Raw genomic sequence first — 21,763 nt, forward strand, 5'->3', positions numbered from 1 at the left:
GTCTGGGGCAGCTGCATTGCGTCGATTTGACTGTGCAACACTATTCCCAATTTTGGTGCAGGCGGTCGGATAAGCCAATGAATCCAGCGGCTTGCCTGCGCTGAATATTAGCCTAGATGCTGAGATTCCTTCGCGCAATCACAAAATAGCCTGCAATCTCAACAGTGTACAAAATTGGGAATAATGGTGCAAATCCAGCACCGTGGATTGTGGATATTTGAGAATGGTTTTTGGAGAGTTTGCTGTGCGTGGCGGGGGTGAACCTCCGCATCGGTGGGGGCGTAATCTTGTCGGTGCGGCGGTTCTGGCGCTGGCGCTCATTGCCAATTCGGCCAAAGCGGATCCCCTGGAGAATGATGATGTTGCAGTTGCTTTGCAGATGTCCCTCAGCGGTGCAGTCAGCCAAGGAACACCGGTCGCAGCCAATCCCCGTATTGTGGATGTATACTACCGCACCCCCACAGAAATGACGGTGTTCTTTGTGGCCCGCAACCGCCAGGGCCGCGTGGTGCCGGGCATGGTACGGGCTGTGTACACGGCAAGTGAACGGTGGCTCTGGACCTCCGGGAATTTTACCTCTGGTGGCATGGGTGGCTACGGGTTCAGGAACCCAACCCCCTTTGGTGGGCGCTATCAGCCGGTGCCGTGACGCAGGCCGATCAAAACACGCCCATCATTCTCATTCTTCTTTCAACAAAGGGTTCGCTCATGAAACCACTCGCAATCATCGCCAATATCCTCATTCCGGGTGTTGGTTCGTTTATCATTGGCAAGGTTGGAGCCGGAGTCGCGCAGATCGTGATCTGGGGTTTTGGCCTGATGCTCACCCTCGGCACGCTGGGCATCGGCGGGATCATCGGCCTGCCATTGATGCTGGGGGCCTGGATCTGGGCCATTGTGACCGCTGCGGGTGGCAATCAGCCGGTGCAGGTCACGGTTGTGAACAAGCAGGAGTAAGGTGCTGCGGCAGGAATTGCGCCTGTCACACATTATTCCAAAACATCAAACCCCAAACAATCATTCGAGGACCATATGACCTTCACCAAACCCATTCTCTTTGCAGCCTTCTTGTTCACCACAGGCTGCTTCGGCGATGACTTTGCCAAGATGACCCTCACGGACGAACGCCTGGCTTCAGAGGCTGGCGGCGTGCTGGGCATCAACCCGGCCAACTTGACTGTCACCGAGCGCCGCTCGTCCTATGGCAGCGGCACATACTTCACCGTACGCGCCCGCAATGGGCGGGTGTATAACTGCGTGATCACCGGTGGTGGACCGCTGGCCTTTGGTCTCACCAATCCGCCAGACTGTGCACGTGATGGTCAGCCGATCCAGCGGCGAGGGCTGTTTTAGAGGTTGGAACGCAGAAAGGCGCGGTGTCCCGCGCCTCTTTCTTCATGTTTGTGAGTCAGAATCCTATCCCCTGAGCACCTGCACAATCTGGAAGGTGATGGCGGCATTGGCGGCCAGCTGCCCCACCATCATCACGGCAATCCACATGATCAGCTTGCGGATATCATCTTTGCTCGCAAGCGTGTGCCGCGCTTCTTCGCGTGTCAGAAACGCATCCACCGCCGCTTTAGCGCGGGTCTTGTCGATGCCTTGTTCAATGAGGATGTCGTAGAGTTCAAACGGTGCGGTGGTCGTTGTCATATGCGGTTGATTGTACCATGGATCGGGCGGCCTGTCGTGCCGCAGATGCCGAAAGCATTCTTTGCCACGGCGCGGCTTACACAACCCTAGCGCAAGTCATCTCATCATAAAACAATTGACTCGGCACAATGCTTGGTTGCACCGTGGCGGGGTATTTTGAATGAGTAGGAATTGATATGCGTTCATATGACACCGCCCGTGGCGTTTTTAGCTTTCTTGGATTTTGTGCTGCTGCCCTAATTGGTCTGGGCGTCATCGTCGCGTTCCTTGGCGGCTTTGCCACACAATCACTTGGCCGCAATGCAGGCGCACTTCAGTTCTTCCTGGGTGCGATGCCCGGCATCATGATGGCGGCCGTTGGCGTGGTCGGCCAGTGTATGGTGCAGATGGGCCGGGCCTCGGTTGACACGGCAGAATACGCCCAGCAATCCCTCAAGGTCTCCCGCCAGCACATGGAGCTCTCGCAGCAGTTGCTGGAGCAAGGCAAGACAACTGCAGCCTCATTTGCATCGCTCAATCTGCAGCACGTGGCACAAACGTCAGGACCGGCCAGCGGCGGCGCTGACGCAGGCGCGAGCTATGCAGACCAACCAGCAACAGCCATGGCCAGCGTTCCGGATCAGGGCGCACCCGCGGCCTTGCCTGCCGCAGCTGCTACCGCTGCACCATCCACCAAAGCCATCACCCATGAAGAGCAAGTCCCGCTTCCACCACTGTCCTCGGACATCACATATAAGGACGGTAAGTTCGCTGTGGGAGACCGTCAGTTCGCCACAAAGGGTGAGGCCCTGGCATACCAACAATCCCTTGTTCCAGTGGCCTCAAAATGACCCCCATAGGGACCCCCAACCCCTATGGGGGTCATGCATGGGGACCAGCGCTGCACATAGATGCGCATTGTTGCACAAAACCCCATGATCAGCTGCCTGACTTCACCTGCTCTCGCAGCTGAATTCCCCACCCTCCCGTGCATTGTCATTCCCTTATCACCAGTTTGACGTCTCAAAGGAAAACCCCACCACCATGCGCGTCTCGATCAAACATGACACCGTCCGCCGTGGGGCCATCTTCAAGAAGACATTCTATGAAGTCTGCGTGACTGTTCTCTTGTCTCATGAAGAGATCCAGATCGTGCGACAGCGCAACCTGCTTGAGACTAAGTTGATGGACCGCAGGCCAGCCAACGCCAAGGTCGATGACCGAGACGAGAAGTTTGCGCTCTATGTGAAGCATGTGATCAACGGCAAGATCGACCGGTTTTTATGTGCCACGCCAGCGGATGCCAAGCGATACGAAGAACGGATGCTGGATACACTCTCGCAACTCAAGCTCTGGATCAGCGACAATGCAGAAACCAGTGAAGGCATTGTGGTGGAGTTCTGATGGGCAATCTCTCTGATCAAGTCTCTGGGCTGGTGATCAGCGCGATCATTGTTGGTCTGTGCCTGGTGGCCGCGCTTCTGATCACGCCAATCTTCCTGCTGGGGGCCGCCGGGTATGTTGGCGTCCGGCTCTATCTTGAAAGTCCAGCCCGTGCCGAGCGTCTGGCCCAGGAAGAAACCCAAACACTCTATCGCCACGCACGTGCTGGAAACGTCCTTTTGAGCGATGCAGAACAAGATGCAGCACTTTGCGCCCACTGGCCAGCATCAACACCAGAGCCACTGCGGATACAACTTCTGGAGGTGGGGCGGGCATTGTTTGAAGCGGAGGGTCTGAGCCCAGACATTCCGCCACCACCGGTCCTGTGCAACACGGTGGAAGGTGGTCGCTATCGCGATCTCTTGGCCAAACAAGGACAAGCGCGCAATGATCCGCAGATGGTGCGATCCGCACTTGACGTGATCAGTGAGGCACTCTCGCCTATCGCCAAAGCAGCACCGCCCATGAACGGCGATGTGCTGGTCTCGGTCTCCCAGTTCCTCACCCCGCACAATCTGGTGGTGGATCAGATCGTGACCCCGTTTTTTGCGGACAACGGATACAATCACTTCAAGGCGCTGCGAGATCAGCTCGACAACAACTTGCGTCAGACCCATCGCACCAATCCGGTCTTTCCGCGCGACTATCGTGGTGATGATGCGGTGGACACATATCTTAAAGGCACACTGCTGCGTGATCTGTTTGATCTGCGAACGCCATTTGAAATCCCCGAGCAACTGCGCTTTGAGCACACGCATATTGTGGCGGGCAGTGGCCACGGCAAAACCCAGACGCTGCAGTATCTGATTGCCAAGGATCTGCCGGATGTGGCGGCGGGCGCGAAGTCAGTGGTGGTGATCGACAGCCAGGGTGATTTGATTGGCAACATCCTGCGGGCCAAGGTGCTGGCGCCAGAAGACATCGTGCTGATCAATCCCGAGGACATTGCCTATCCGGTCTCCCTCAATTTGTTCTCGGTGGGGCAAGAGCGCATGGATGACTATTCCCCGCTGGAACGCGAGCGTCTCACCAATTCCATCATTGAGCTCTATGACTTTGTGCTGGGCTCGCTGCTCTCTGCAGGCATGACCGCGAAGCAAAGCGTGGTGTTCCGATACGTGACCCGGTTGATGTTCCATATCCCGGATGCCACGATCCACACCTTATGTGATCTGATGGAACCCGGCGGCACCGAGAAATACAAAGAACACATCGCAAAACTGGAAGGCACGCCACGCCGGTTCTTTGAGACGGAATTTGAGAGCAAGGAATTTGTGGCCACCAAGACCCAGGTCCTGCGCCGCCTCTACGGGGTACTGGAAAACCAAACCTTCGAGAGGATGTTTGCCAATCCAGAGAGCAAGTTCGATATGTTCAGCGAGCTCAATGCAGGCAAGCTGATCCTGATCAACACATCGAAGTCACTGTTGAAAGAACAAGGCACAGAGATCTTTGGCCGGTTCTTTATCGCACTGATCGCGCAAGCGGCCCAGGAACGGGCTGTCCTGCGCCAGCAAGACCGCTTGCCCGCCATGATCTACATCGACGAAGCGCAAGACTACTTCGATGCCAACATCGGCGTGATCCTCTCCCAAGCCCGCAAATACAAGGTTGGGATGGTGATGGCGCATCAATACCTGGGACAGCTCTCCAGCGGCCTCGCGGAAGCCTTTGAGGCCAACACCTCGATCAAACTGGCCGGTGGTGTCTCGGCCCGCGATGCCCGCACATTGTCGAGCCAGATGCACGCGACACCGGAACTCATCCAGCAGCAACCCAAAGGATCCTTTGCCACCTATCTGCGCGGATTGACCGACAAAGCCGTGCCAATTGCCTTCCCATTCTTTGAACTAGAGAAGTTGCCAAGGACCACAAAAGAAGAGCGTGCGGACATCCTGCAACACAGCCGTGACAGCTACGCGCAACCATGGGAGAACAAGCCAGAACATAGCGACCCAGAGCCTGAAGAGGCTGAAATCATCCCACCAAAAAAGGATGATGATGATCCGCTTGGGCCTAGTCCGGAGTTGTAGCGGGGTGGCAGATTGCGGGTATGAAATATGCCCCGCCAACACCGCCACACATCAGAATTGATCTCAGCCCGACGGACCGCGAGTTGCGCTGGTTTGCGCAGATGGATCGGCACGGACCGCAATCGTCTGAATTTTTGTATGAATGCACCCGCGATACACATCGTTGCCGCGACACCGCGCTGCGCCGGATGCAGGCGCTGCGCGAAGCGGGTTATCTGCGCCTGCCGCCACAGCAACGCCAGATCGCCAAGGCGGACTTCAACCCATATGTCTATGATCTGACAAAGCTGGGGTGGGACATCCTTGCCGATCATCATGAGCTGGAAAAGCATTGCCGTCCCACCGGACATTGGTGGCATGGGTTCTGGGTGTCCGCGATATCAAGTGCGATTGAGATCACCGCAACCCGTGCGGGGCTCACATATGTCCCTGCAGCGCGTATTTTGGCCCTCAGAGGCGTTGATATGGCCATGCCGGTGTCTGGGTCCAAAGTGATCCCCGATCAGCTCTTTGCGCTGAAATACCCCGATGGGTATCGGGCCTTTGCACTTGAGGTGGATCGCGGGGCGGAGCCGGTGCGATCAGAAGCGGCCCGCAAGTCACTGGCGCGGTCGACGGCGCAGTATCGCGAGGTGCTACAGGAAAAACTGCATCAGCAACACTACGGACTCAAAAGCAACCTCATGGTGCTTTGGGCCTTTACCAACTGTCGGCGACAAGCGCATTTTGCAGGTCTGCTGACCAGCCGAGATCGCAGGCTCGTTCATACCGCCGTTGATGCTCTCTTCCCCCGTTGGGCAAGCACTGCCCAGACAGTGGCCGAATCCTGGGAAAGTACCATGGGAAAGCCGTTCCGGCTCCTTGGCTAGGTGAGAGATCAGGGGTCGATGAAACAAATTGTGATGCCTGCACCATAGCTGAACATGGGGCGACATCGTGGAAATTACCTAAACATACCAACCTTTTACGACTGCGCTGAAACCTGAGATTGTGACGGCACGCAACAAAAGGAGAAGACCATGGCACGTAAAAAGAAGAAGTCATCATTCTGGGATCTAAAGCTGGGGTTCAAGAACCTTGGCGGACATTTGGTACAGACCGGGAAGGAGCTCTCAAGCATACCAGCCTATGCCGCACGTGAACTTACCGGTCAATCGCACCACAAACAGGTGAAGGCTAAACTAAAGAAGGGCTGGTTTGAATAACGGCCTTTCTTAGGCTGGTACAATCAATGATTTCAAAGGTGGCTGGAGCGCAATCCAGTCACCTTTTCTTATTGCGATCATCTATGCTTTATCACGCTAACATTTGCTCGCATGACGCGAACTGCGTGTCGATTCACTCACCTCTATGTTTTGTGATGTACTACATCCAGAAATGGTAACGACGATCCAATGAAATACGATCTGAAATCACTCAACCGCAAAGAGCTTGAGAAACTCAAAGCCAATGTCGAGAAAGCACTGGCGCGGATGGAAAAGAAAGAAATGAAGGAAGCGCTGGCGGCAGCTGAAAAGGCCGCCAAAGCTTATGGCTTTGACCTGGCTGAGATTACCGGTACAGCGGCGGCACCATCCAAGGCAAAGCGCAAGGCAGCGGCCAAACCTAAGAAACCCGGTGTCGCGAAATACGCCAATCCGGATGACAAGGCACAAACCTGGACTGGCAAAGGGCGACGTCCTGAGTGGTTTGTGGCAGCCATGGCAGCGGGAAAAACGCCAGAAGATTTGGCGATTTAATACCAATCTCAATTGTTGGATTTGAAAAAGCCTCGTGTGCATTTGCCACGAGGCTTTCTTCGTTTAGAAGCTGGAGCAATTGATTGACCAAGTTGAGCCGCGCGATGACCGACATTCTGACCGAACTTGATGCCTATCTGTGCTCCGAAGACAGTCCGCCGGATAGTCTGGGTCTGTCTGATTTGGATGGGTTCCTGACAGGCGTGGTGTGTACGCCGTTTCCCGTTGCGAACTGGGTGGATGTTGCTTTTGGTGCAGGGGCAACCGTACCGCGGCGCATCATGGAGATGGTGGAGCAGCGGCTGGCCGAGATTGAAGCCGGCCTGTCGTCCACAACGCCGGCATTGGAGCCCGTGTTCTGGCAAGCGCCAGAAGGTCATGCCATCGCCATGGATTGGTGCGAAGGCTTTATGGAGGCTGTGAAGCTCAACGTCACCACATGGGACGAGTTTGGCCAGTCAGAAATTGGCGCGAAGCTGATGTCGCCGATTCTGGTGCATATGTTTGATGATGACGGCAACTCGATGTTTGCAGGAGCCATCCACACATGCGGTTAATCTCTGATACCGTCGCCGCAGCGCAGCTTTCTCAGACCGTCATTCGTTCTTCTGATTGCTCAGCGCCAAATGCACTACGTTCAGCGCGCATTGACTGCTGAACTCGTAGCCTCTTGAACAGCCATAAAGCCCTCAAAGAGGGTTCCATTTCCCGAGGGCTGATCACCAAGATAAAGTGAACGCCAATGCCATTTGCCCTCAGGATCTCGCCACAGATCTGCGATCCTTTTGCTGCCGCATACTGGACGATCAGCGTGTACCGAAACCCCATCGTAGATTGGCACTATGCGAAACCCTTCGGGCAAGATTCGATTCAGAAGGTCGCGGATTGATATAGCAATGAACATGATTAGAATTCCTCCTATGACTGCCCTGACACTATAGCATTGTGCAGCTGGCGATTGCGGCGAACCAACAGGACCAAAGAAGCGGCCCATTACTGCCGTTCACCTCATACTCCCAATGCTGCGATCGCAGCCCGCATTGCCGACATTCGCCGCACCGTCGAAATCCTGACCCACCCGGACTCACAAATCGCGGACTTTTTAGACTTTTGCCGCAAGGGCGAAATTGAGCAAGAACCAGAGCGAGTTTCTGCTTTGGCAGGTCGAAAGGGATTTGCCTGACAGGCGTGCCCATTAGTTCACCGACAAGACTGCTAAACCTCGCTGTTTCATTAGCGCCCTGCGTCGACTCTAAAGCCCTTCGAGATACGCATTTGGGTCAAGCAGCTCAATTTTTCTAAAGTAACTGTCGGGTCCGTCTTCGACCAAATCAATAGGCACGAATTCCGCAATGATTTGTTCGAAATTTTGGTGGAGAATACTGTTCTCAGGGTCGAGTCCGGAAACACAGCAAAGACCCGTGCGAGTTGCCTTCAAAACGTCTACCTTCAAATCGGGACGGAACTTCATTAACGCAAGTACTACTTTCCAAACATCGCCTGTCCATGCCGTGCCGATTTTCAGGTAATTCTCATCCCTGGTGGTCATCTCGCCGTTAAACGGCACAACGTCATGTAAACAGATTATCCCGTCGCGCGACATTGTCTTCTCGCAAGTCATAAAGTCTCTTAACGCATACTCAAAATGATGCATGCCATCAATGAACGCGAGATCAGGTACAAGGCCGTTTCGTTCCAAAAAGCCAGACGCGAAAAAATCATCAGATGTCTTCCTGAAGAAGTACATGTCACCTGTGCTTGAAAAGTCGCTGGACTTTAGATTGAAGACGGGATCAATCGCGACAAAATTGCATTTTCTGGGAATAAGAGATGTCCCTGATCGGGACCCAATCTCAAGGTACAACTCAGGGTTCATGTGAGCTTCAATACCTGCCAAGACATCCAAGTAGTGCAGACCGTCAACGACTGGATAATTGGGGTCCTGTTCGACTTCTTCCTTTACGGAACGCCTTTTGAAAAGGGCCATCCTATCCAACTCCTGCAATGCGTGACATATCTTTGAGAGACTGTGCTAATGCTGGCCCAGATGTCAATTCTTTGATCCGTGCCACGGCCTGCAGTGCGTCTCGCCAAGTATTTGTTCCAAAGGAAGATCTTGCCTTTTCGAAGGCCTCCAGAATATCCTCTTCCGAATTGTCGTCCATCAGGTACGGATAGTCTGTTCCCAACAGTGCCTCTGCGTCCCAGACTTGCCTGCTTGTAATTATGTTTGAACAGCACATTGCTGCTGTCACACCTTTTGTGAACGGTTTGACTATGAATTCTGACTTCTCTTGGCTCCGTCTGAAACAGTAATGCAGCGAGTATTGAGACAGCCGTTCCAGATTCTTTTGGAATTCTCGTGTGCTGCTAGCGTCTAAAATCTCAATTTCATCCTGCAGAATTTCAGGTATTTCTGTCATCGCAAGTGTACCAACATAAGCAGCGGAGAATTTCGGTGCCGGTGTTGACCTCATTTTCGTAAGCTGCGCGCTCGCGTTATGCAAAACCACGCTCGTGGGGCCCGGCGCAAACTCACCCTTAACTTGAAGGCTTTTTAGAGCCGCCTCCTGAGCATACGAGGTGCAGACATGAATATCGGCAATCTCCGACCGGATTTGTCGGGGATTACCATCGACATAATCAAAGCAAACGGCTCTTGCTCTATTCTTGAGAATATGGGCTGCCTCAGGATCAATTCTTTCAATTGATCGTTTGGTCATGAAATAGATTGCGTCACGCGGGACCATGCGTGCCCAAATACGCTGCGCGGTCGGGTGTCTTGGACCGGGGATAACCATTTGTCGCGCGCAAAGGTTTGGTCCCATATGTGGAGCGACCAATTCAAGCAGATCGTGACCGCGCATTTGGGTGCTGCCAGTCTTTCGGTCTCCAAAACGCCGAACGAAATAGAGTGCCACTGCGGCCACCATGAGCTCCTTGCTGAGGATTGATGTCGCGTTGGCCAATGGGACACATGGGGCAGGCAGACATTCTGACATTGACTGTTTAAGAGGCGGTCCGGATCACGTCAATCCGAACGTTTTACGAATGAGCAGTGATAGCTGTTGCAAACACACCGGACTTGCGAGGGAGAGGATGATTCGGTTGGCAGATCTGGGCTCCTCGCCGCCATTAGATCGGTCGCAGCATATTTGCCGGACAGGTGCACCGCCGCCAGCAGACGGCCCATACCTGCCATCCAGCATGGGCGTTAGATGCTGCGTCTGCAGCCTGAATTGCCGTCATTCGCAACAGGTGCGAAAATCTGGAAGATTCAGACTAACAGCCTACAAGCGAAGCGATCACTCGTTCTTCGAGCACCGACGGCTCTCAGAAAACCCCCGTCACCTCATACATAACCGGCTCGAAGCGTGTGGCAAGCCCTGCAATCTCGCGGTTCCGTGCTCGCATTTCTTCACTACGCAGCATCGCCTGAAAGTCCTCTCGCTTCGCCCATTGCGAATAGTTTGCTATCCGCGTCTGTGCGTCGTTAACGTGCAAGCCCGCGGCGATGAAGCCGGGCTGGTGAGAGATGAAGTCGCGATAGGCGCCCTGCAACTTTTCCATTAGATCGGCGCAAGTGCCTGGGGAGCATTCGAACGTGGTGATGACGGTCTGACATATGGCGGTTGTATCAATCTTGAGCATCGGGTCCTCCTCCCTTGCAGTTTAGCAGTTATCGCAACTTCTTGCGCGGCTGCATGTTTGCTCGGCGTCGATCCAACGGTTTTGAGGCAATGAATGGGCACGAAGGCTGGGTAGAATTGGATTGCTTGCAGACTTCGAAGGCAGCGAAACGTCTTGATTGCAGGTTCCCGGTGCCAAAGGATATACGGCCCATTCCTGCCGTTGGTCGAAGCCTAGCAATGCTGCAGTCGCAGCCCGCTTTCCGGCCATTCGCTGCAAACGCGAAAGCGAGATGATCTCTGCGAGCTTGTTATGTCCTATTAGGTCTAAATGGTGCAGCCGTCTTCTCCACAACCTGGCTGAATTGAAACGTCCGAAGCTGTTAAGCTGGTCTCGCGTTCTTGACCGAGTAAGGTAGCGATCTCTGCACCAAGCAACAATTCTGATACGTCACCAAAATGGTGAGCCCGTAACGATCCGGACTTGTCGAATATCAACATGCTGGGTGTTCCACGCATTTGAAACGCCTGCATCGTTTTTGGCATTGGGCCTTCGCCTGGGGCATCGACGCCCACGGGGAACGTGATCCGATATTCATGCAGAAAGGCTTTCAGGGATACAGGGGTCATCGCGTCATGATGTTCAAAAACTGTATGAAGACCCAAAACGGCAACCTTTTCCTTTGGAAAGGCAGCGGCAACCTTCTGCGCTAGCGGAATTCCGTGAAGCACACAGCCGGGACAGAGCATTTGGAACGCTTCAACCACGATCACCTTGCCGAGCAGGGATGCAAGAGTGATATTCTTGTCAGTGTTGAACCATTGTGAGACGTGCAATTCTGGAAGTGTCATCGGGCAATCCTAATAGATTGAAGGAGCCGCCTTGGCGGCTCCACCATGTAGATCAGTTGACTTTACCGGGCAGAGAAAGATCACCCGAAGCCACGTCAAATACATCAACAACACACAGCAGAGGTGAGTGAATGTTCGCGTTCACGCGCAATGCAGAGGTCACGCCATCGTATGCTACCCCTTCGAGTTCGACATCGCTGCGGAAACCCACGTTGATTGCAATTTCCGGCCCATCGAACAGCGGCGTGAATCCCGGGCTGTCGAGGAAGATAGGAAACCCAGGCCAGGTTGCTGGAAGTTGTGGGGTTTCGCCCTCCGGTATGTCGCGAACCGCAAGTGCGCCGGGACCGCAAGCTTCAGTTGGGGTCAAAACGACCCAGTGACTGTGCCATATGATGCCGTCATTCGACGGGTCACCATCGTTATTTTCATCATAGAGTGGCGTGTCATCAAAGTCTGGATGGCTTGTTGCCGCCATAGCGAGAATGCCGGTTCCGCCTTCGAACCCGACAGCGGATGGATCAAGCGACGTGGGCCAAACATAGGACAGTACGTTCGATCCGCCGACTTCGCCTGTGGCTTCGGGGACATCTGCACCTGCGATACCGTTTGTAGTCATATGAAAGGTGACAACGTTGCCATTGCGATGGGCATGTGCAGCCAGGATATCAAATGAGGCAACCTTTGCCGTATCCGCTTCGGACCGAATTGCGCCTTCCTGATGGATGGCGTGATCGTGGTTGTCATCCGCCCAGGCCGAGGTTCCTGCCAAACAAACAGCAGTGGAGAGCGTGAGGAGCGAGTGTTTCATGTCATATCCTTTTGATTGATTTCGACTCACTATTAATAGCGACTCGAAACTATTGCAATGGTAATTTCGAGTCGCTATAATATGTGGATGGCAAATGAAACCCACATCCGCGACCTCATCAATCGACTGGCAAGACTGGATTCGGCTCAGGGCTGGACCGGCGATCTAAATCCGACACAGCTTGCAATGCTTAGCTACCTCGGACAGGCGAACAGGTTTTCGAAAAGCCCTTCGCATGTAGCAGAGTACCTTGGCACGACCCGAGGCACGGCAACCCAATCGCTGAAGTCGCTTCAGCAAAAAGGATATGTTGCGGAGCGGCGTTCAGAGGTCGACAAGCGCGTGATCAGCTATGAGTTGACAGTAACCGGGCGCGAAATGTCACGTAGCCCGGCCCCGCTCCAAGCAGCGGTTTCATCCCTTAGCACCAAAGAACGGCAAACCTTTCATCAGCTCCTGCAAAGCGCGCTCTTGGATGTTCTCGCCAGGAATAAGGGGCGAGAATTTGGGCTGTGCAAAAACTGTCAGCATCATCAGGAAAGTAACAAAGGCCCGTACTGCGCATTGCTGGATGTTGAGCTGACACGCGATGAGGCTGACCAGATTTGCTATGAACAGGTGAGCGGGTGACGGAAGATCGTCTTCTGGCCCGGATTGACGGGCTTTTCCTGGGAAAGATCGAGCATCACTGGAAGGGGCGTGACCCTTCTGCGATTGGTAAGACTGCCGCTTCAGGCCTGCACCAAATTGACGAAAATGGGTTTGTTGAAGATGCCCAGGCTGATCTGGAAAACCACGGCGGGCGAGACAAGGCGATCCATCATTATGCCGCGGATCACTACCCCAGTTGGATCACTGAAGGCGGAATCCCCGACAACTCAGTTCCTGCGGCATTCGGAGAAAACATTTCAACGCGCGGTTTGACTGAGGACATACTATGTATTGGGGACATTCTGCGCTTGGGAACGGCTGTCGTGCAGATCAGCCAGGGCCGACAACCCTGTTGGAAAGTGTCAGAGCACACGCAGAACACGCGCATGGCTTACCTCTTTCAAAAGACTGGCCGAACCGGTTGGTACTATCGCGTCTTGGAGAATGGCAGGGCAAGTATCGGCGAAGATGTGCATCTATTGGAAAGACCACAGCCTGAGTGGTCGGTAAAGCGCGTCACAGCAGCCCGACTGACACGACGCGTTTCGACGGAAGACGCTGCAATTCTGGCGATCATGCCTGAACTTGCTGACGGGTGGCGAACCGCCTTTGCTAAAATGGCCTCCGGCGACAGAGCTGAAGACACCTCCGGACGGCTCAAGGGATAGAGCGGACCTTCGCTGTGATGTTTCGTCTTGGTGGGTAGGGCTTGCTGCCTACGTTAGATCGACCGCAGCATGTTCGCCTAACCGCCCGATCGCTACTGGCAAGGATGGCCCACAGGAGACATTCGCCGGACAGATTTCCGCCGCACTGCAGCTTTCGCTTTGCGGACATTCGTGCAAGGCGCGGCGTTTTGTCGACTGAGGTGCCTTTTGTTGGTTGAGCTGCCAACGACATCAGCCTTCGCGCAGCCACGCCTCAAACCGCCTTCTGCGAAAGTCCTTGGTACGCGCATACCAAAGACTGTCGCCGTAGAGTGCCCGATCGACATATTGCGGGGCATTGGGAAGGTGGTCACGCATTGGCACACCTGTGGTTTCATGCAGGCCGACGCGTGATATAGCAGATGTGCGTGTTGGCCCGTACGGGATCAATTCGGCCAAAGCGGCAAGTTGTTCCGGCGCGGTCGCGAACCTAACGAATTGCCGCGCCAATTCTTGCTTTTGCGAACTGCGTAGAATTGACCACGTTTCATAGCTGATCACTTGACCATCCCAGACGATCGTTATTGGCATGCCGTCATCTTGGGCTGCGGAAAAGAACCGTCCGTTATATCCGCTTGCCATGACGGCGCGCTCATCATTCAGCATTTCTGCAGGCGTATCAACGGTTTCCCACCAAATGATCGATCCGCGCAATGTCTCTAACCTGCGAAAGGCAAGGCGCATACCTCGCTCGGTGCTCAACAGGTCATAGACCTGATCGATTGGCACGCCTTCAGCCATCAACGCCCACTCTAGAATGACATCGGGATCGCGGAGGAGCGCACGCGTGCCGGGAAACTTCTCAAGATCAAAGAAGTCGGCAATGCTTTCAGGTTTTTCACCCAGAAAGGCGCGGTCATTGTAGGCGAAAACAGTTGAGTAGACATTCTGAGCAATCGAACAGTTCCGAAACGCGCCGAGCAGGAAGTCATCCTCAACCGGGATGGATTGATGCGCCACCGCGACTTGATCAAAGCTGATCTGTGACAGCAGTCCGGCATCGCATGCAGTAATCGCTTGATCTTCAATCATGTCGATGACGTCCCAATCGCCTTGGGCAGCACCGTTGCGCACGGCATCAACACCGCCTGAATAGGTCACATTTTCGATAGTGATGCCGGTTGCCTTGGAAAAGGGATCGAATATCGCCTGGCGTTGCGCTTGCTCATACACGCCGCCCCACGAAACGATAGTCAGCGTTTCATCGGCCCAGGCAGCGCTGGCTGCCGGACCTGTCAGAAGGATCATGAGTAGATACTTAAGCCGTTGCATTTTCTTCCCGCCTTAGACGCCGCACCGCGTTTAGATATGACTTGATGACAGTGGCTTGCGTCACAACGCCGAGCAGTCGTTTAGTTTTCGTCTCGACTATGGGAATGACGTCTCCGGCGAACCCTTCGAGCGCACGCATCGCCTCTGCCAGTGTCGTTGAATCATCAAATTGCAAAGCAGGGGGGCGCATCCAGGCAGACACAGGATCATCAAGATCGCCTTCATACCCCAGCACATCCAGAACCCCGACCAATACACCGGTTGCATCCAGGACAAATGCCTCATGCCATTTGGTGTCATGAAGCTGCGCAGATACGTTGCCGACGGCACAATGCGGTGCGCATTGGACAAAATTGCCGTCCAAAATGTCAGACACCCGTTGCGTCGATAACCATGCCCGATCCCGACCATGTGATAGATCAATGCCCCGACGCGCCAGTTGCACATCGAATAGAGAGCGACCAAAGACCCGGTATGCAACCAGGTTTGAGAAGACAACGGCCACCATGGCTGCGATCGTCAGGTCGTAGTTTCGTGTCAGTTCGAAGACGATAAGGATTGTTGTCAAAGGCGCGCCGATAACGGCACTTGTGACTGCCATCATCCCGCAAATCGCGTAGGGAACGACGCTGGATGTGACAACCAAACCAGTGGCATCAACGAGCATCCAACATAATGCGCCGAACAGAATACCGATCAATAAGGCGGGGCTAAAAACGCCACCCGCAAAACCAAAGCCAATGCAAATTGCGGTTAGCGCGATTTTGGCGGTCACCAATAGCGCCAGTTCCCATGTGAAAAACGCGCCTTCAATCGTCGCAAAGCGCAGGGTCTCATTGCCGACACCCATGACATCCGGCAGCCATAATGCCGTCAGGCCAACGGCAAGCCCTGCGAATGCTGGGCGATACATAGGCCCAATTGGCATCTTCGCGGCAAGCGTCGCACTACGCAAAATCAAGCGCATAAATGCAACGGCGATAAACGAAGCGAGCAGTCCCAGCAGCGCAAAAAGCGCAAACTCATGCCCATGTTGGACGCCTGCAAAGTCGACCAAGAACAAGGCCTCTCGCTCGAACATTACATTGGCAACGATGTATCCGGTCGCCGCTGCCACCGTTGTCGGCGCAAATGCCTGCATCGAATAATGCCGTAAGATGACCTCATGGGCGAATACCAGACCTGCAATAGGGGCATTAAAAGCAGTAGAGATCGCTGCCGCAACACCGCAAGCCATCGCGATGGAGGAGAAGTTTGAAATCCGCAGACTCAGCCGGTCTAATACGCTACCTGCCATTGAACCAAGATAAACCAGCGGGCCATATTGTCCGACCGAAGCCCCAAAACCCAAAGAGATTAAGGAAGCCAGCGTCGATAAAATTCCTGCTTTTGGCGTTGGGGGCGGCAATGCCAACTGAACACTCTTAATAACATCAAGCGGCCCCAATGGCCGTCGTTCGGGTGACATTCGCAGCAGTCCCCCGACGATCAACCCGCCAATCGTCGGAACCAATATAGTCGCCGCCGCTAACAGCCAGCCAGCGCCGTCGAACTGGACCCGGGTCCGCGGTGAAACAAGCAGCACGTTGTTTAGCCATATGACCACTTCAACAAACGCAATCGCAGCAAGTGAGACGATCAACCCGATGACAACCGCCGAGACAGTCATTGCAAAATTCCGGTAGGCCGCACTACCAATCGGTGCCGAGTTTGATTTCTGCTCAAGCATTCATTGAATGTCTCAAGGTTCTGCCTTCAAAGCAACTGCCCAAGCGATTGGCCAAGGGGACCGTTTTCGTTGTTGTTGTCTGTAGGCTCGTCGGACCGGACTTTCGCTGCAGGTGCAACACCTTGATCCTCTCGAACTTACACACCGCGGGACTTTTCGGTCATTCGTTTCTTTCACTTCGCTGGCGCAGCATCTTCTCGCAGTCGCGGCACATTCGTCTTCGCAACTCAGCGCGTGTCGCCAATCCGGTCACTTGTGGGCGTAGACCCATCAGAGCAATCGAACCGATTGACCAATTGGTACTCAAATTTTGCGCCTGCTGGGTCGCATCAGCGCCCGCTTTGATTGCTCGTCGGAAACAAAAGACCTGACAAACGCGCGCAATTCGGTCCAGACTGGGTGCTTATATACTGGCGTTCGATAAGATTTACGGTTTTGAACAGTAATCATCACTCGGACCAAAGCGGGGAGTGATGGAAACACTAGCCTTTACAAACGAAATGGCTGTCGTGATTGGCTTGTTGTGCTTCACCGTGTTTCTGTTCGTGTCCGAGATCATCCGCATCGACCTGGCTGCACTGCTGGTCTTGGTACTTGTCGGGATCCTGAGCTATGTGCCGGGCTTGGAAAGGCTCGCCGATGTTACGCACCTGTTTGATGGTTTTGCGTCAAACGCGGTCATTTCGATCATTGCCGTTATGATCGTCGGTGCCGGCCTTGACAGAACCGGCATCATGAACAAAGTCGCCGCGGCGATATTGAAACACGGGGGCACATCGGAAACGCGGGTTCTTCCCATTGTGTCGGGAACCGTGGGGTTCATCTCCAGCTTCCTTCAGAATGTCGGCGCCGCAGCGTTGTTTCTTCCGGTGGTCAGCCGCATATCGGTCCGCTCTGGCATTCCGCTTGGTCGCCTGCTGATGCCGATGGGGTTTTGCGCAATTCTGGGAGGAACAATGACGATGGTCGGGTCGTCGCCCCTCATTTTGCTGAACGACCTCATCATCACAGCCAACGAGGGTTTGCCTGACGAATTGAAGATGGAACCCTTCGGTTTGTTTTCTGTAGCACCCATTGGCGCCGCGCTCATTGTGACCGGAATTCTCTATTTCCTGCTTCTGGGGCGTTGGGTGTTGCCTGGGTCTTCCAGCTCAACAATCGCGGCGTCGGGCCAGGGTACGGCAGAGTATCTGGAAAGAGTTTATGGTCTTCATGCCAATGTTTTTGAAGTTGATGTTCCGGCTGACAGTGCGTTGGTCGGTCAGATCCTTGCCGACATCAACAATGAAAACAACATCTACATCATTTCTACCTTCTATCGGGGCAAAGCCTCAATGATCCAAATCCTGACGGCAGAAATTGCTGCCCCATGTCGGCTTGCAATCGTCGGAAGCGAAGGCGCCATGCGCGATTTCGCGGACCGTTTCGGATTGATTGTTCGACCGGAACTGGACGTGTTCGTTGAAGAGTTCGCCTCTACCAATGCTGGTGTCGCAGAGCTGGTCATCCCACCGGACTCCAGCCTCATCGGCAAGAGCCCGAGAGATATCTTGCTACGAAAGACCTATGGTCTGGGCCTGATGGCAATTCACCGCGGCGAAGAAACGCTCAGCCACGTCAAGACCGAAGATCACGAGGCCACGCAGATCGGGCTCGTGCCCTTTCGGGCGGGGGATATGCTTGTCGCCCATACCCGCTGGGATAATCTGACCCGGCTCAAGCGTGATCGGGATTTCATCGTTGTCACAGCGGATTTTCCGCAAGAGGAATTGCGGCCGCACAAGGTTGGATGGGCGCTGCTATTCTTTGCGATCTCGCTTTCACTGATCCTCTTTACCGATATCCGGCTGTCGCTTTGCCTGCTCACCGGCGCTGTGGGCATGCTTCTGTCGCGTGTTCTTAGCATCGACGAAGCCTACCGTGCGGTGGGGTGGAACACGGTCTTTCTATTGGCAAGCCTGATCCCGCTCGGACAAGCCGTGCAGAATACCGGAACTGCCGAATGGATCGCGCAGCAAATCCTGACAATCCTTGATGGCTGGCCAATCTGGTCACTTCAGACTGGCGTTGCAGTCCTTGCGACCGTGTTCTCGCTGGTCATGTCAAACGTCGGGGCCACCGTGCTTTTGGTTCCCCTGGCCGTCTCTATCGCAGTGGCAGCCGGCGCAAATCCGGCGCTCTTCGCACTGACGGTGGCCATATCCACCTCGAATTCCTTCATTATTCCGACGCATCAGGTGAACGCGCTCATCATGGGCCCCGCGGGTTACAAGGTCATCGATTTTGTAAAGAGCGGCGGCATCATGACGATCCTGTTCCTGATCGTTTCTTTGGTGATGCTGAATATCGTGTTCTGACAAACAGGGACGACAAAGAACCTACGAAACTAAGGGGAGACTAAGATGACGAAAATTTCAAACTCGGTCTACGAAGCTGAACTCGCGCGATTGCAAATCGAACTCGTCAAACTTCAGGAATGGGTCAAGCATACCGGACAACGTATAGCGATCATTTTTGAGGGGCGTGACGCGGCAGGCAAGGGCGGCACCATCAAACGGATTACCGAAGCCATGAATCCCCGGATCTGCCAGGTTGTTGCACTTCCGGCCCCGACAGAGCGACAGAGGTCGCAGTGGTACTTTCAACGATACGTGGCGCATTTGCCGGCAGCGGGCGAAATCATCATATTCGATCGCTCTTGGTACAATCGCGCAGGTGTTGAACGCGTGATGGGGTTTTGCACAGACGACGAGTACAAAGAATTCATGCGCAGTTGTCCTGAGTTCGAACGCATGCTGGTCCGATCGGGCATTCAGCTGATCAAATACTGGTTTTCAGTGAGTGACGAGGAACAGGAACGTCGCTTTCAGAAACGCCTGACGGACCCCACCAAGCAGTGGAAACTCAGCCCTATGGATTTGGAAAGCCGTAAGAAATGGGTCGACTACTCCAAGGCCAAGGATGATATGTTCTCTCATACAGACATAAAACAGGCGCCCTGGTACGTGGTGAATTCCGACGTGAAGAAACACGCGCGTCTGAACTGCATCAACCATCTTTTGTCGTTGATCCATTACGAGGAAGTCGCACATCCACCGGTCGAACTTGAAGAGCGTCCTCCTCAGCGCGGCTACGTCAGGCCACCGATGGGTGATCAGACATTCGTGCCAGAAGCGCATCTCGATCTCATTTAGGTGTTCTGGCTTTTGGTTTCGGCAGATCGATTTTGTAACGTAGCCGTGATACAAAGCTTTTCCTCAGACTGATTGGAGTTTCAGAATGCGTTACGTCCCCTTGGCAATTGTTCTGCTTCTGGTTCCGGTCGGCCTTCTGGTGGCACTTATTGCCCCTTTTTTCGGAGGTATGATATCTGCACTCGCTTTGTTGTTGGGTCTGATAGGTCTCTACGACCTCTCCCAGAACAAAAGCGCGGTGCTGAAGAACTACCCCTTGGTTGCCCGCCTGCGGTTTCTGTTCGAACATTTTCGACCGGAAATTCGCCAGTACTTCCTGGAAAGCGACCATGAGGAAACGCCCTTTTCGCGCGAACAGCGTGCGTTGGTTTATCGACGTGCCAAGGGAATGGAAGGCCTTAGGCCATTTGGAACGCTGCGGAATGTAAACGAAGTCGGGCATGAATGGATCAACCACTCCATGATGCCATCGCATCTTCCGACCAAGCCCTTCACCGTCCTGTTTGGCGGCCCGGATTGTACGAAGCCCTACGAAGGGTCAGTCCTCAACATTTCCGGTATGTCGTATGGCGCATTGTCCCCCAACGCCATCGAAGCACTGAACCAGGGTGCAAAGGCAGGCGGGTTTGCGCATACCACCGGGGAAGGCTCAATCTCAAAGTACCACCGCAAACACGGCGGTGACTTGATCTGGCAGGTCGGGAGCGGTTATTTTGGCTGCCGCACTGCCGACGGGCAGTTTGACCCCGAAAAATTTGCCGCAACCTCCGCTGACGATCAGGTGAAAATGATCGAGATAAAGCTGTCTCAGGGCGCAAAACCGGGGCATGGCGGCATTCTGCTCGGCGGAAAAGTGACCGAGGAAATTGCCGCGGCGCGGGGCGTAGAGATCGGTGTTGACTGCATTAGTCCAAGCGCGCACAGCGCCTTTTCAACGCCGTTAGAGCTTTGCGAGTTCATCGGCAAACTTCGATCATTGTCGGGTGGCAAGCCCATTGGATTCAAGATCTGTGTCGGCCACCCGTGGGAGTGGTTCGCCATCGCCAAGGCAATCAAGGAAAGCGGGATTGCGCCCGATTTCATTACCGTCGACGGGGCAGAAGGTGGAACCGGTGCAGCACCTGTCGAATTTGCAGATCACAAGGGCGCACCACTGCGCGAAGGGCTCATGCTGGTTCATAATACACTTGTCGGACTTGGTATCCGGGACCGGATAAAGCTGATCGCTTCCGGCAAGTTGATCAGCGCCTTTGACATGTGCCGGGTCTTTGCACTGGGAGCGGATAGCTGCAATATCGCGCGCGGTTTCATGTTCGCATTGGGCTGCATTCAAGCTCAGGCCTGCCATACAGGGAAATGCCCAACGGGTGTCACGACACAGGACGCCGGGCGTTACAAGGCACTGGTCGTCGAAGACAAAGCCACAAGAGTTGCAAACTTCCACAAAAATACGCTGACAGCTCTTCGTGAGGCCGTTGAGTCCTCCGGATTGTTCCATCCTACGGAATTCACACCGCACCACCTAATGATAAGGATCAACAGCCGAGAAGCGCGATCAGCTGCCAGCCAATACCTATGGTTAGCGGCTGGAGACCTGAAGTCGAACGACGCGGTTCACCCAGCATTCGCGAAGTATTGGGATCGAGCGCAACCGAACTCATTCACAAGTGCAACCTAGCGGCCCAAACCTGGCGGTGACCGAAGATGAGGTTGCGCGCTTGTGACAGTTGCGACGCCCCTCAATTCCGCCGCCACAATACATTTTCTACAGCCGCCCCTTCGGCTGGATCTACCCGCGTTGCGGAGGCCTTTCATCAAGTTCGACCGGTTCGTGGGCAATCTCTTCAGAGGGAAAGAGCAAGAGCAGATCGCTGATGCATTTCAGCTCAATCAGCCCAGCATTGGAATCCGCTTAACTGACGATCCACGTTGACTCCGACCTGTGTCCGGGGTTCGCTCAATGTCCGCTTTGACGCTGACGCGTGTTGGAACTGCTAATGCAGCGAAGGTCCGCTCTCCGCCACCCATGTCGGGTGGCCAGATTTGCAACCCCGGCCACCCAGCTCCCTTT

At 54.3% G+C, this 21,763-nt stretch carries 23 protein-coding genes; 15 read left to right on the plus strand and 8 right to left on the minus strand.

Features of this window, described 5'->3' with window-relative positions:
* Positions 1-223: 223 nt before the first annotated feature.
* From DHN10_RS14580 to DHN10_RS14590, 3 genes are all read left to right on the plus strand, one after another.
* Positions 224-649, plus strand: a complete 426-nt coding sequence (locus tag DHN10_RS14580) for a hypothetical protein (RefSeq protein WP_108816092.1) — start codon at positions 224-226, stop codon at positions 647-649.
* Between the two features lie 59 nt (positions 650-708).
* Positions 709-957 (plus strand): hypothetical protein, encoded by a 249-nt coding sequence (locus tag DHN10_RS14585; protein ID WP_108816331.1) that lies wholly within the window; start codon positions 709-711, stop codon positions 955-957.
* Positions 958-1,032: 75 nt separating this feature from the next.
* The gene (locus DHN10_RS14590; protein WP_108816093.1) at positions 1,033-1,353 is read left to right on the plus strand and encodes a hypothetical protein; all 321 of its coding nucleotides are present in this window, start codon (positions 1,033-1,035) and stop codon (positions 1,351-1,353) included.
* 63 nt (positions 1,354-1,416) lie between these two features.
* Here the strand turns inward: DHN10_RS14590 and DHN10_RS14595 are convergent, their stop codons facing one another.
* Positions 1,417-1,653, minus strand: coding sequence for a hypothetical protein (locus DHN10_RS14595; RefSeq protein ID WP_108816094.1), 237 nt, complete (start codon positions 1,651-1,653; stop codon positions 1,417-1,419).
* A 176-nt stretch (positions 1,654-1,829) separates the two neighbouring features.
* On the opposite strand from DHN10_RS14595, the gene DHN10_RS14600 reads away from it, so the two are divergent.
* The 7 genes from DHN10_RS14600 to DHN10_RS14630 all read left to right on the plus strand — a co-directional run bounded on the left by DHN10_RS14600 (position 1,830) and on the right by DHN10_RS14630 (position 7,404).
* Positions 1,830-2,483, plus strand: coding sequence for a hypothetical protein (locus tag DHN10_RS14600; RefSeq protein WP_108816095.1), 654 nt, complete (start codon positions 1,830-1,832; stop codon positions 2,481-2,483).
* A 193-nt stretch (positions 2,484-2,676) separates the two neighbouring features.
* Positions 2,677-3,036 carry a hypothetical protein gene (locus tag DHN10_RS14605; RefSeq protein ID WP_108816096.1) on the plus strand — a complete coding sequence of 120 codons (360 nt, stop codon included), beginning with the start codon at positions 2,677-2,679 and terminating at the stop codon, positions 3,034-3,036.
* Positions 3,036-5,108: a type IV secretory system conjugative DNA transfer family protein gene (locus tag DHN10_RS14610; RefSeq protein ID WP_199910688.1), complete on the plus strand. Its 2,073-nt coding sequence runs from the start codon at positions 3,036-3,038 to the stop codon at positions 5,106-5,108. Before DHN10_RS14605 ends, DHN10_RS14610 begins: the two co-directional genes overlap by 1 nt.
* 20 nt (positions 5,109-5,128) lie before the next feature.
* Positions 5,129-5,977 (plus strand): replication-relaxation family protein, encoded by an 849-nt coding sequence (locus DHN10_RS14615; RefSeq protein ID WP_108816097.1) that lies wholly within the window; start codon positions 5,129-5,131, stop codon positions 5,975-5,977.
* A 150-nt stretch (positions 5,978-6,127) separates the two neighbouring features.
* Complete coding sequence (locus tag DHN10_RS14620) at positions 6,128-6,313, plus strand: hypothetical protein (RefSeq protein WP_108816098.1); 186 nt, start codon at positions 6,128-6,130, stop codon at positions 6,311-6,313.
* A gap of 189 nt (positions 6,314-6,502) precedes the next feature.
* A complete protein-coding gene (locus DHN10_RS14625) occupies positions 6,503-6,847 on the plus strand; it encodes an H-NS histone family protein (RefSeq protein ID WP_108816099.1) in 345 nt (114 codons plus the stop codon).
* 83 nt (positions 6,848-6,930) lie between these two features.
* Positions 6,931-7,404, plus strand: coding sequence for a UPF0149 family protein (locus DHN10_RS14630; RefSeq protein WP_159087012.1), 474 nt, complete (start codon positions 6,931-6,933; stop codon positions 7,402-7,404).
* Positions 7,405-8,099: 695 nt separating this feature from the next.
* On the opposite strand, the gene DHN10_RS14640 is transcribed toward DHN10_RS14630, so the two are convergent.
* The 5 genes from DHN10_RS14640 to DHN10_RS14660 form a co-directional block, all read right to left on the minus strand.
* The gene (locus DHN10_RS14640) at positions 8,100-8,834 is read right to left on the minus strand and encodes a class I SAM-dependent methyltransferase (protein WP_108816102.1); all 735 of its coding nucleotides are present in this window, start codon (positions 8,832-8,834) and stop codon (positions 8,100-8,102) included.
* A gap of 1 nt (position 8,835) precedes the next feature.
* Positions 8,836-9,777 (minus strand): hypothetical protein, encoded by a 942-nt coding sequence (locus DHN10_RS14645; protein ID WP_159087013.1) that lies wholly within the window; start codon positions 9,775-9,777, stop codon positions 8,836-8,838.
* A gap of 403 nt (positions 9,778-10,180) precedes the next feature.
* Positions 10,181-10,498, minus strand: a complete 318-nt coding sequence (locus DHN10_RS14650) for an antibiotic biosynthesis monooxygenase family protein (protein WP_108816104.1) — start codon at positions 10,496-10,498, stop codon at positions 10,181-10,183.
* A 305-nt stretch (positions 10,499-10,803) separates the two neighbouring features.
* Positions 10,804-11,328, minus strand: coding sequence for a TlpA disulfide reductase family protein (locus tag DHN10_RS14655; RefSeq protein ID WP_108816105.1), 525 nt, complete (start codon positions 11,326-11,328; stop codon positions 10,804-10,806).
* Positions 11,329-11,380: 52 nt separating this feature from the next.
* The gene (locus DHN10_RS14660; RefSeq protein WP_108816106.1) at positions 11,381-12,139 is read right to left on the minus strand and encodes a hypothetical protein; all 759 of its coding nucleotides are present in this window, start codon (positions 12,137-12,139) and stop codon (positions 11,381-11,383) included.
* 87 nt (positions 12,140-12,226) lie between these two features.
* Here DHN10_RS14660 and DHN10_RS14665 point away from each other — a divergent pair, with 87 nt between their 5' ends.
* Together DHN10_RS14665 and DHN10_RS14670 are read left to right on the plus strand one after the other, a co-directional pair.
* On the plus strand, positions 12,227-12,769 hold the full coding sequence (locus tag DHN10_RS14665) for a MarR family winged helix-turn-helix transcriptional regulator (RefSeq protein ID WP_108816332.1): 543 nt from the start codon (positions 12,227-12,229) through the stop codon (positions 12,767-12,769).
* Positions 12,766-13,458, plus strand: a complete 693-nt coding sequence (locus DHN10_RS14670; RefSeq protein ID WP_108816107.1) for an MOSC domain-containing protein — start codon at positions 12,766-12,768, stop codon at positions 13,456-13,458. The genes DHN10_RS14665 and DHN10_RS14670 overlap by 4 nt, the downstream gene beginning before the upstream one ends.
* 231 nt (positions 13,459-13,689) lie before the next feature.
* Here the strand turns inward: DHN10_RS14670 and DHN10_RS14675 are convergent, their stop codons facing one another.
* Complete coding sequence (locus tag DHN10_RS14675) at positions 13,690-14,769, minus strand: ABC transporter substrate-binding protein (RefSeq protein ID WP_108816108.1); 1,080 nt, start codon at positions 14,767-14,769, stop codon at positions 13,690-13,692.
* The gene (locus DHN10_RS14680) at positions 14,756-16,498 is read right to left on the minus strand and encodes a chloride channel protein (protein WP_108816109.1); all 1,743 of its coding nucleotides are present in this window, start codon (positions 16,496-16,498) and stop codon (positions 14,756-14,758) included. Before DHN10_RS14680 ends, DHN10_RS14675 begins: the two co-directional genes overlap by 14 nt.
* A gap of 473 nt (positions 16,499-16,971) precedes the next feature.
* Between DHN10_RS14680 and DHN10_RS14685 the strand changes: the two genes are divergently transcribed.
* The 3 genes from DHN10_RS14685 to DHN10_RS14695 all read left to right on the plus strand — a co-directional run bounded on the left by DHN10_RS14685 (position 16,972) and on the right by DHN10_RS14695 (position 21,370).
* On the plus strand, positions 16,972-18,855 hold the full coding sequence (locus tag DHN10_RS14685; protein ID WP_108816110.1) for an SLC13 family permease: 1,884 nt from the start codon (positions 16,972-16,974) through the stop codon (positions 18,853-18,855).
* Between the two features lie 45 nt (positions 18,856-18,900).
* Complete coding sequence (ppk2, locus tag DHN10_RS14690) at positions 18,901-19,692, plus strand: polyphosphate kinase 2 (protein ID WP_108816111.1); 792 nt, start codon at positions 18,901-18,903, stop codon at positions 19,690-19,692.
* 85 nt (positions 19,693-19,777) lie between these two features.
* The gene (locus DHN10_RS14695; protein ID WP_108816112.1) at positions 19,778-21,370 is read left to right on the plus strand and encodes an FMN-binding glutamate synthase family protein; all 1,593 of its coding nucleotides are present in this window, start codon (positions 19,778-19,780) and stop codon (positions 21,368-21,370) included.
* The last annotated feature ends 393 nt before the right edge of the window (positions 21,371-21,763 follow it).

The sequence above is a fragment of the Loktanella sp. Alg231-35 genome (assembly GCF_900143545.1).
Classification (GTDB): Bacteria; Pseudomonadota; Alphaproteobacteria; order Rhodobacterales; family Rhodobacteraceae; genus Yoonia.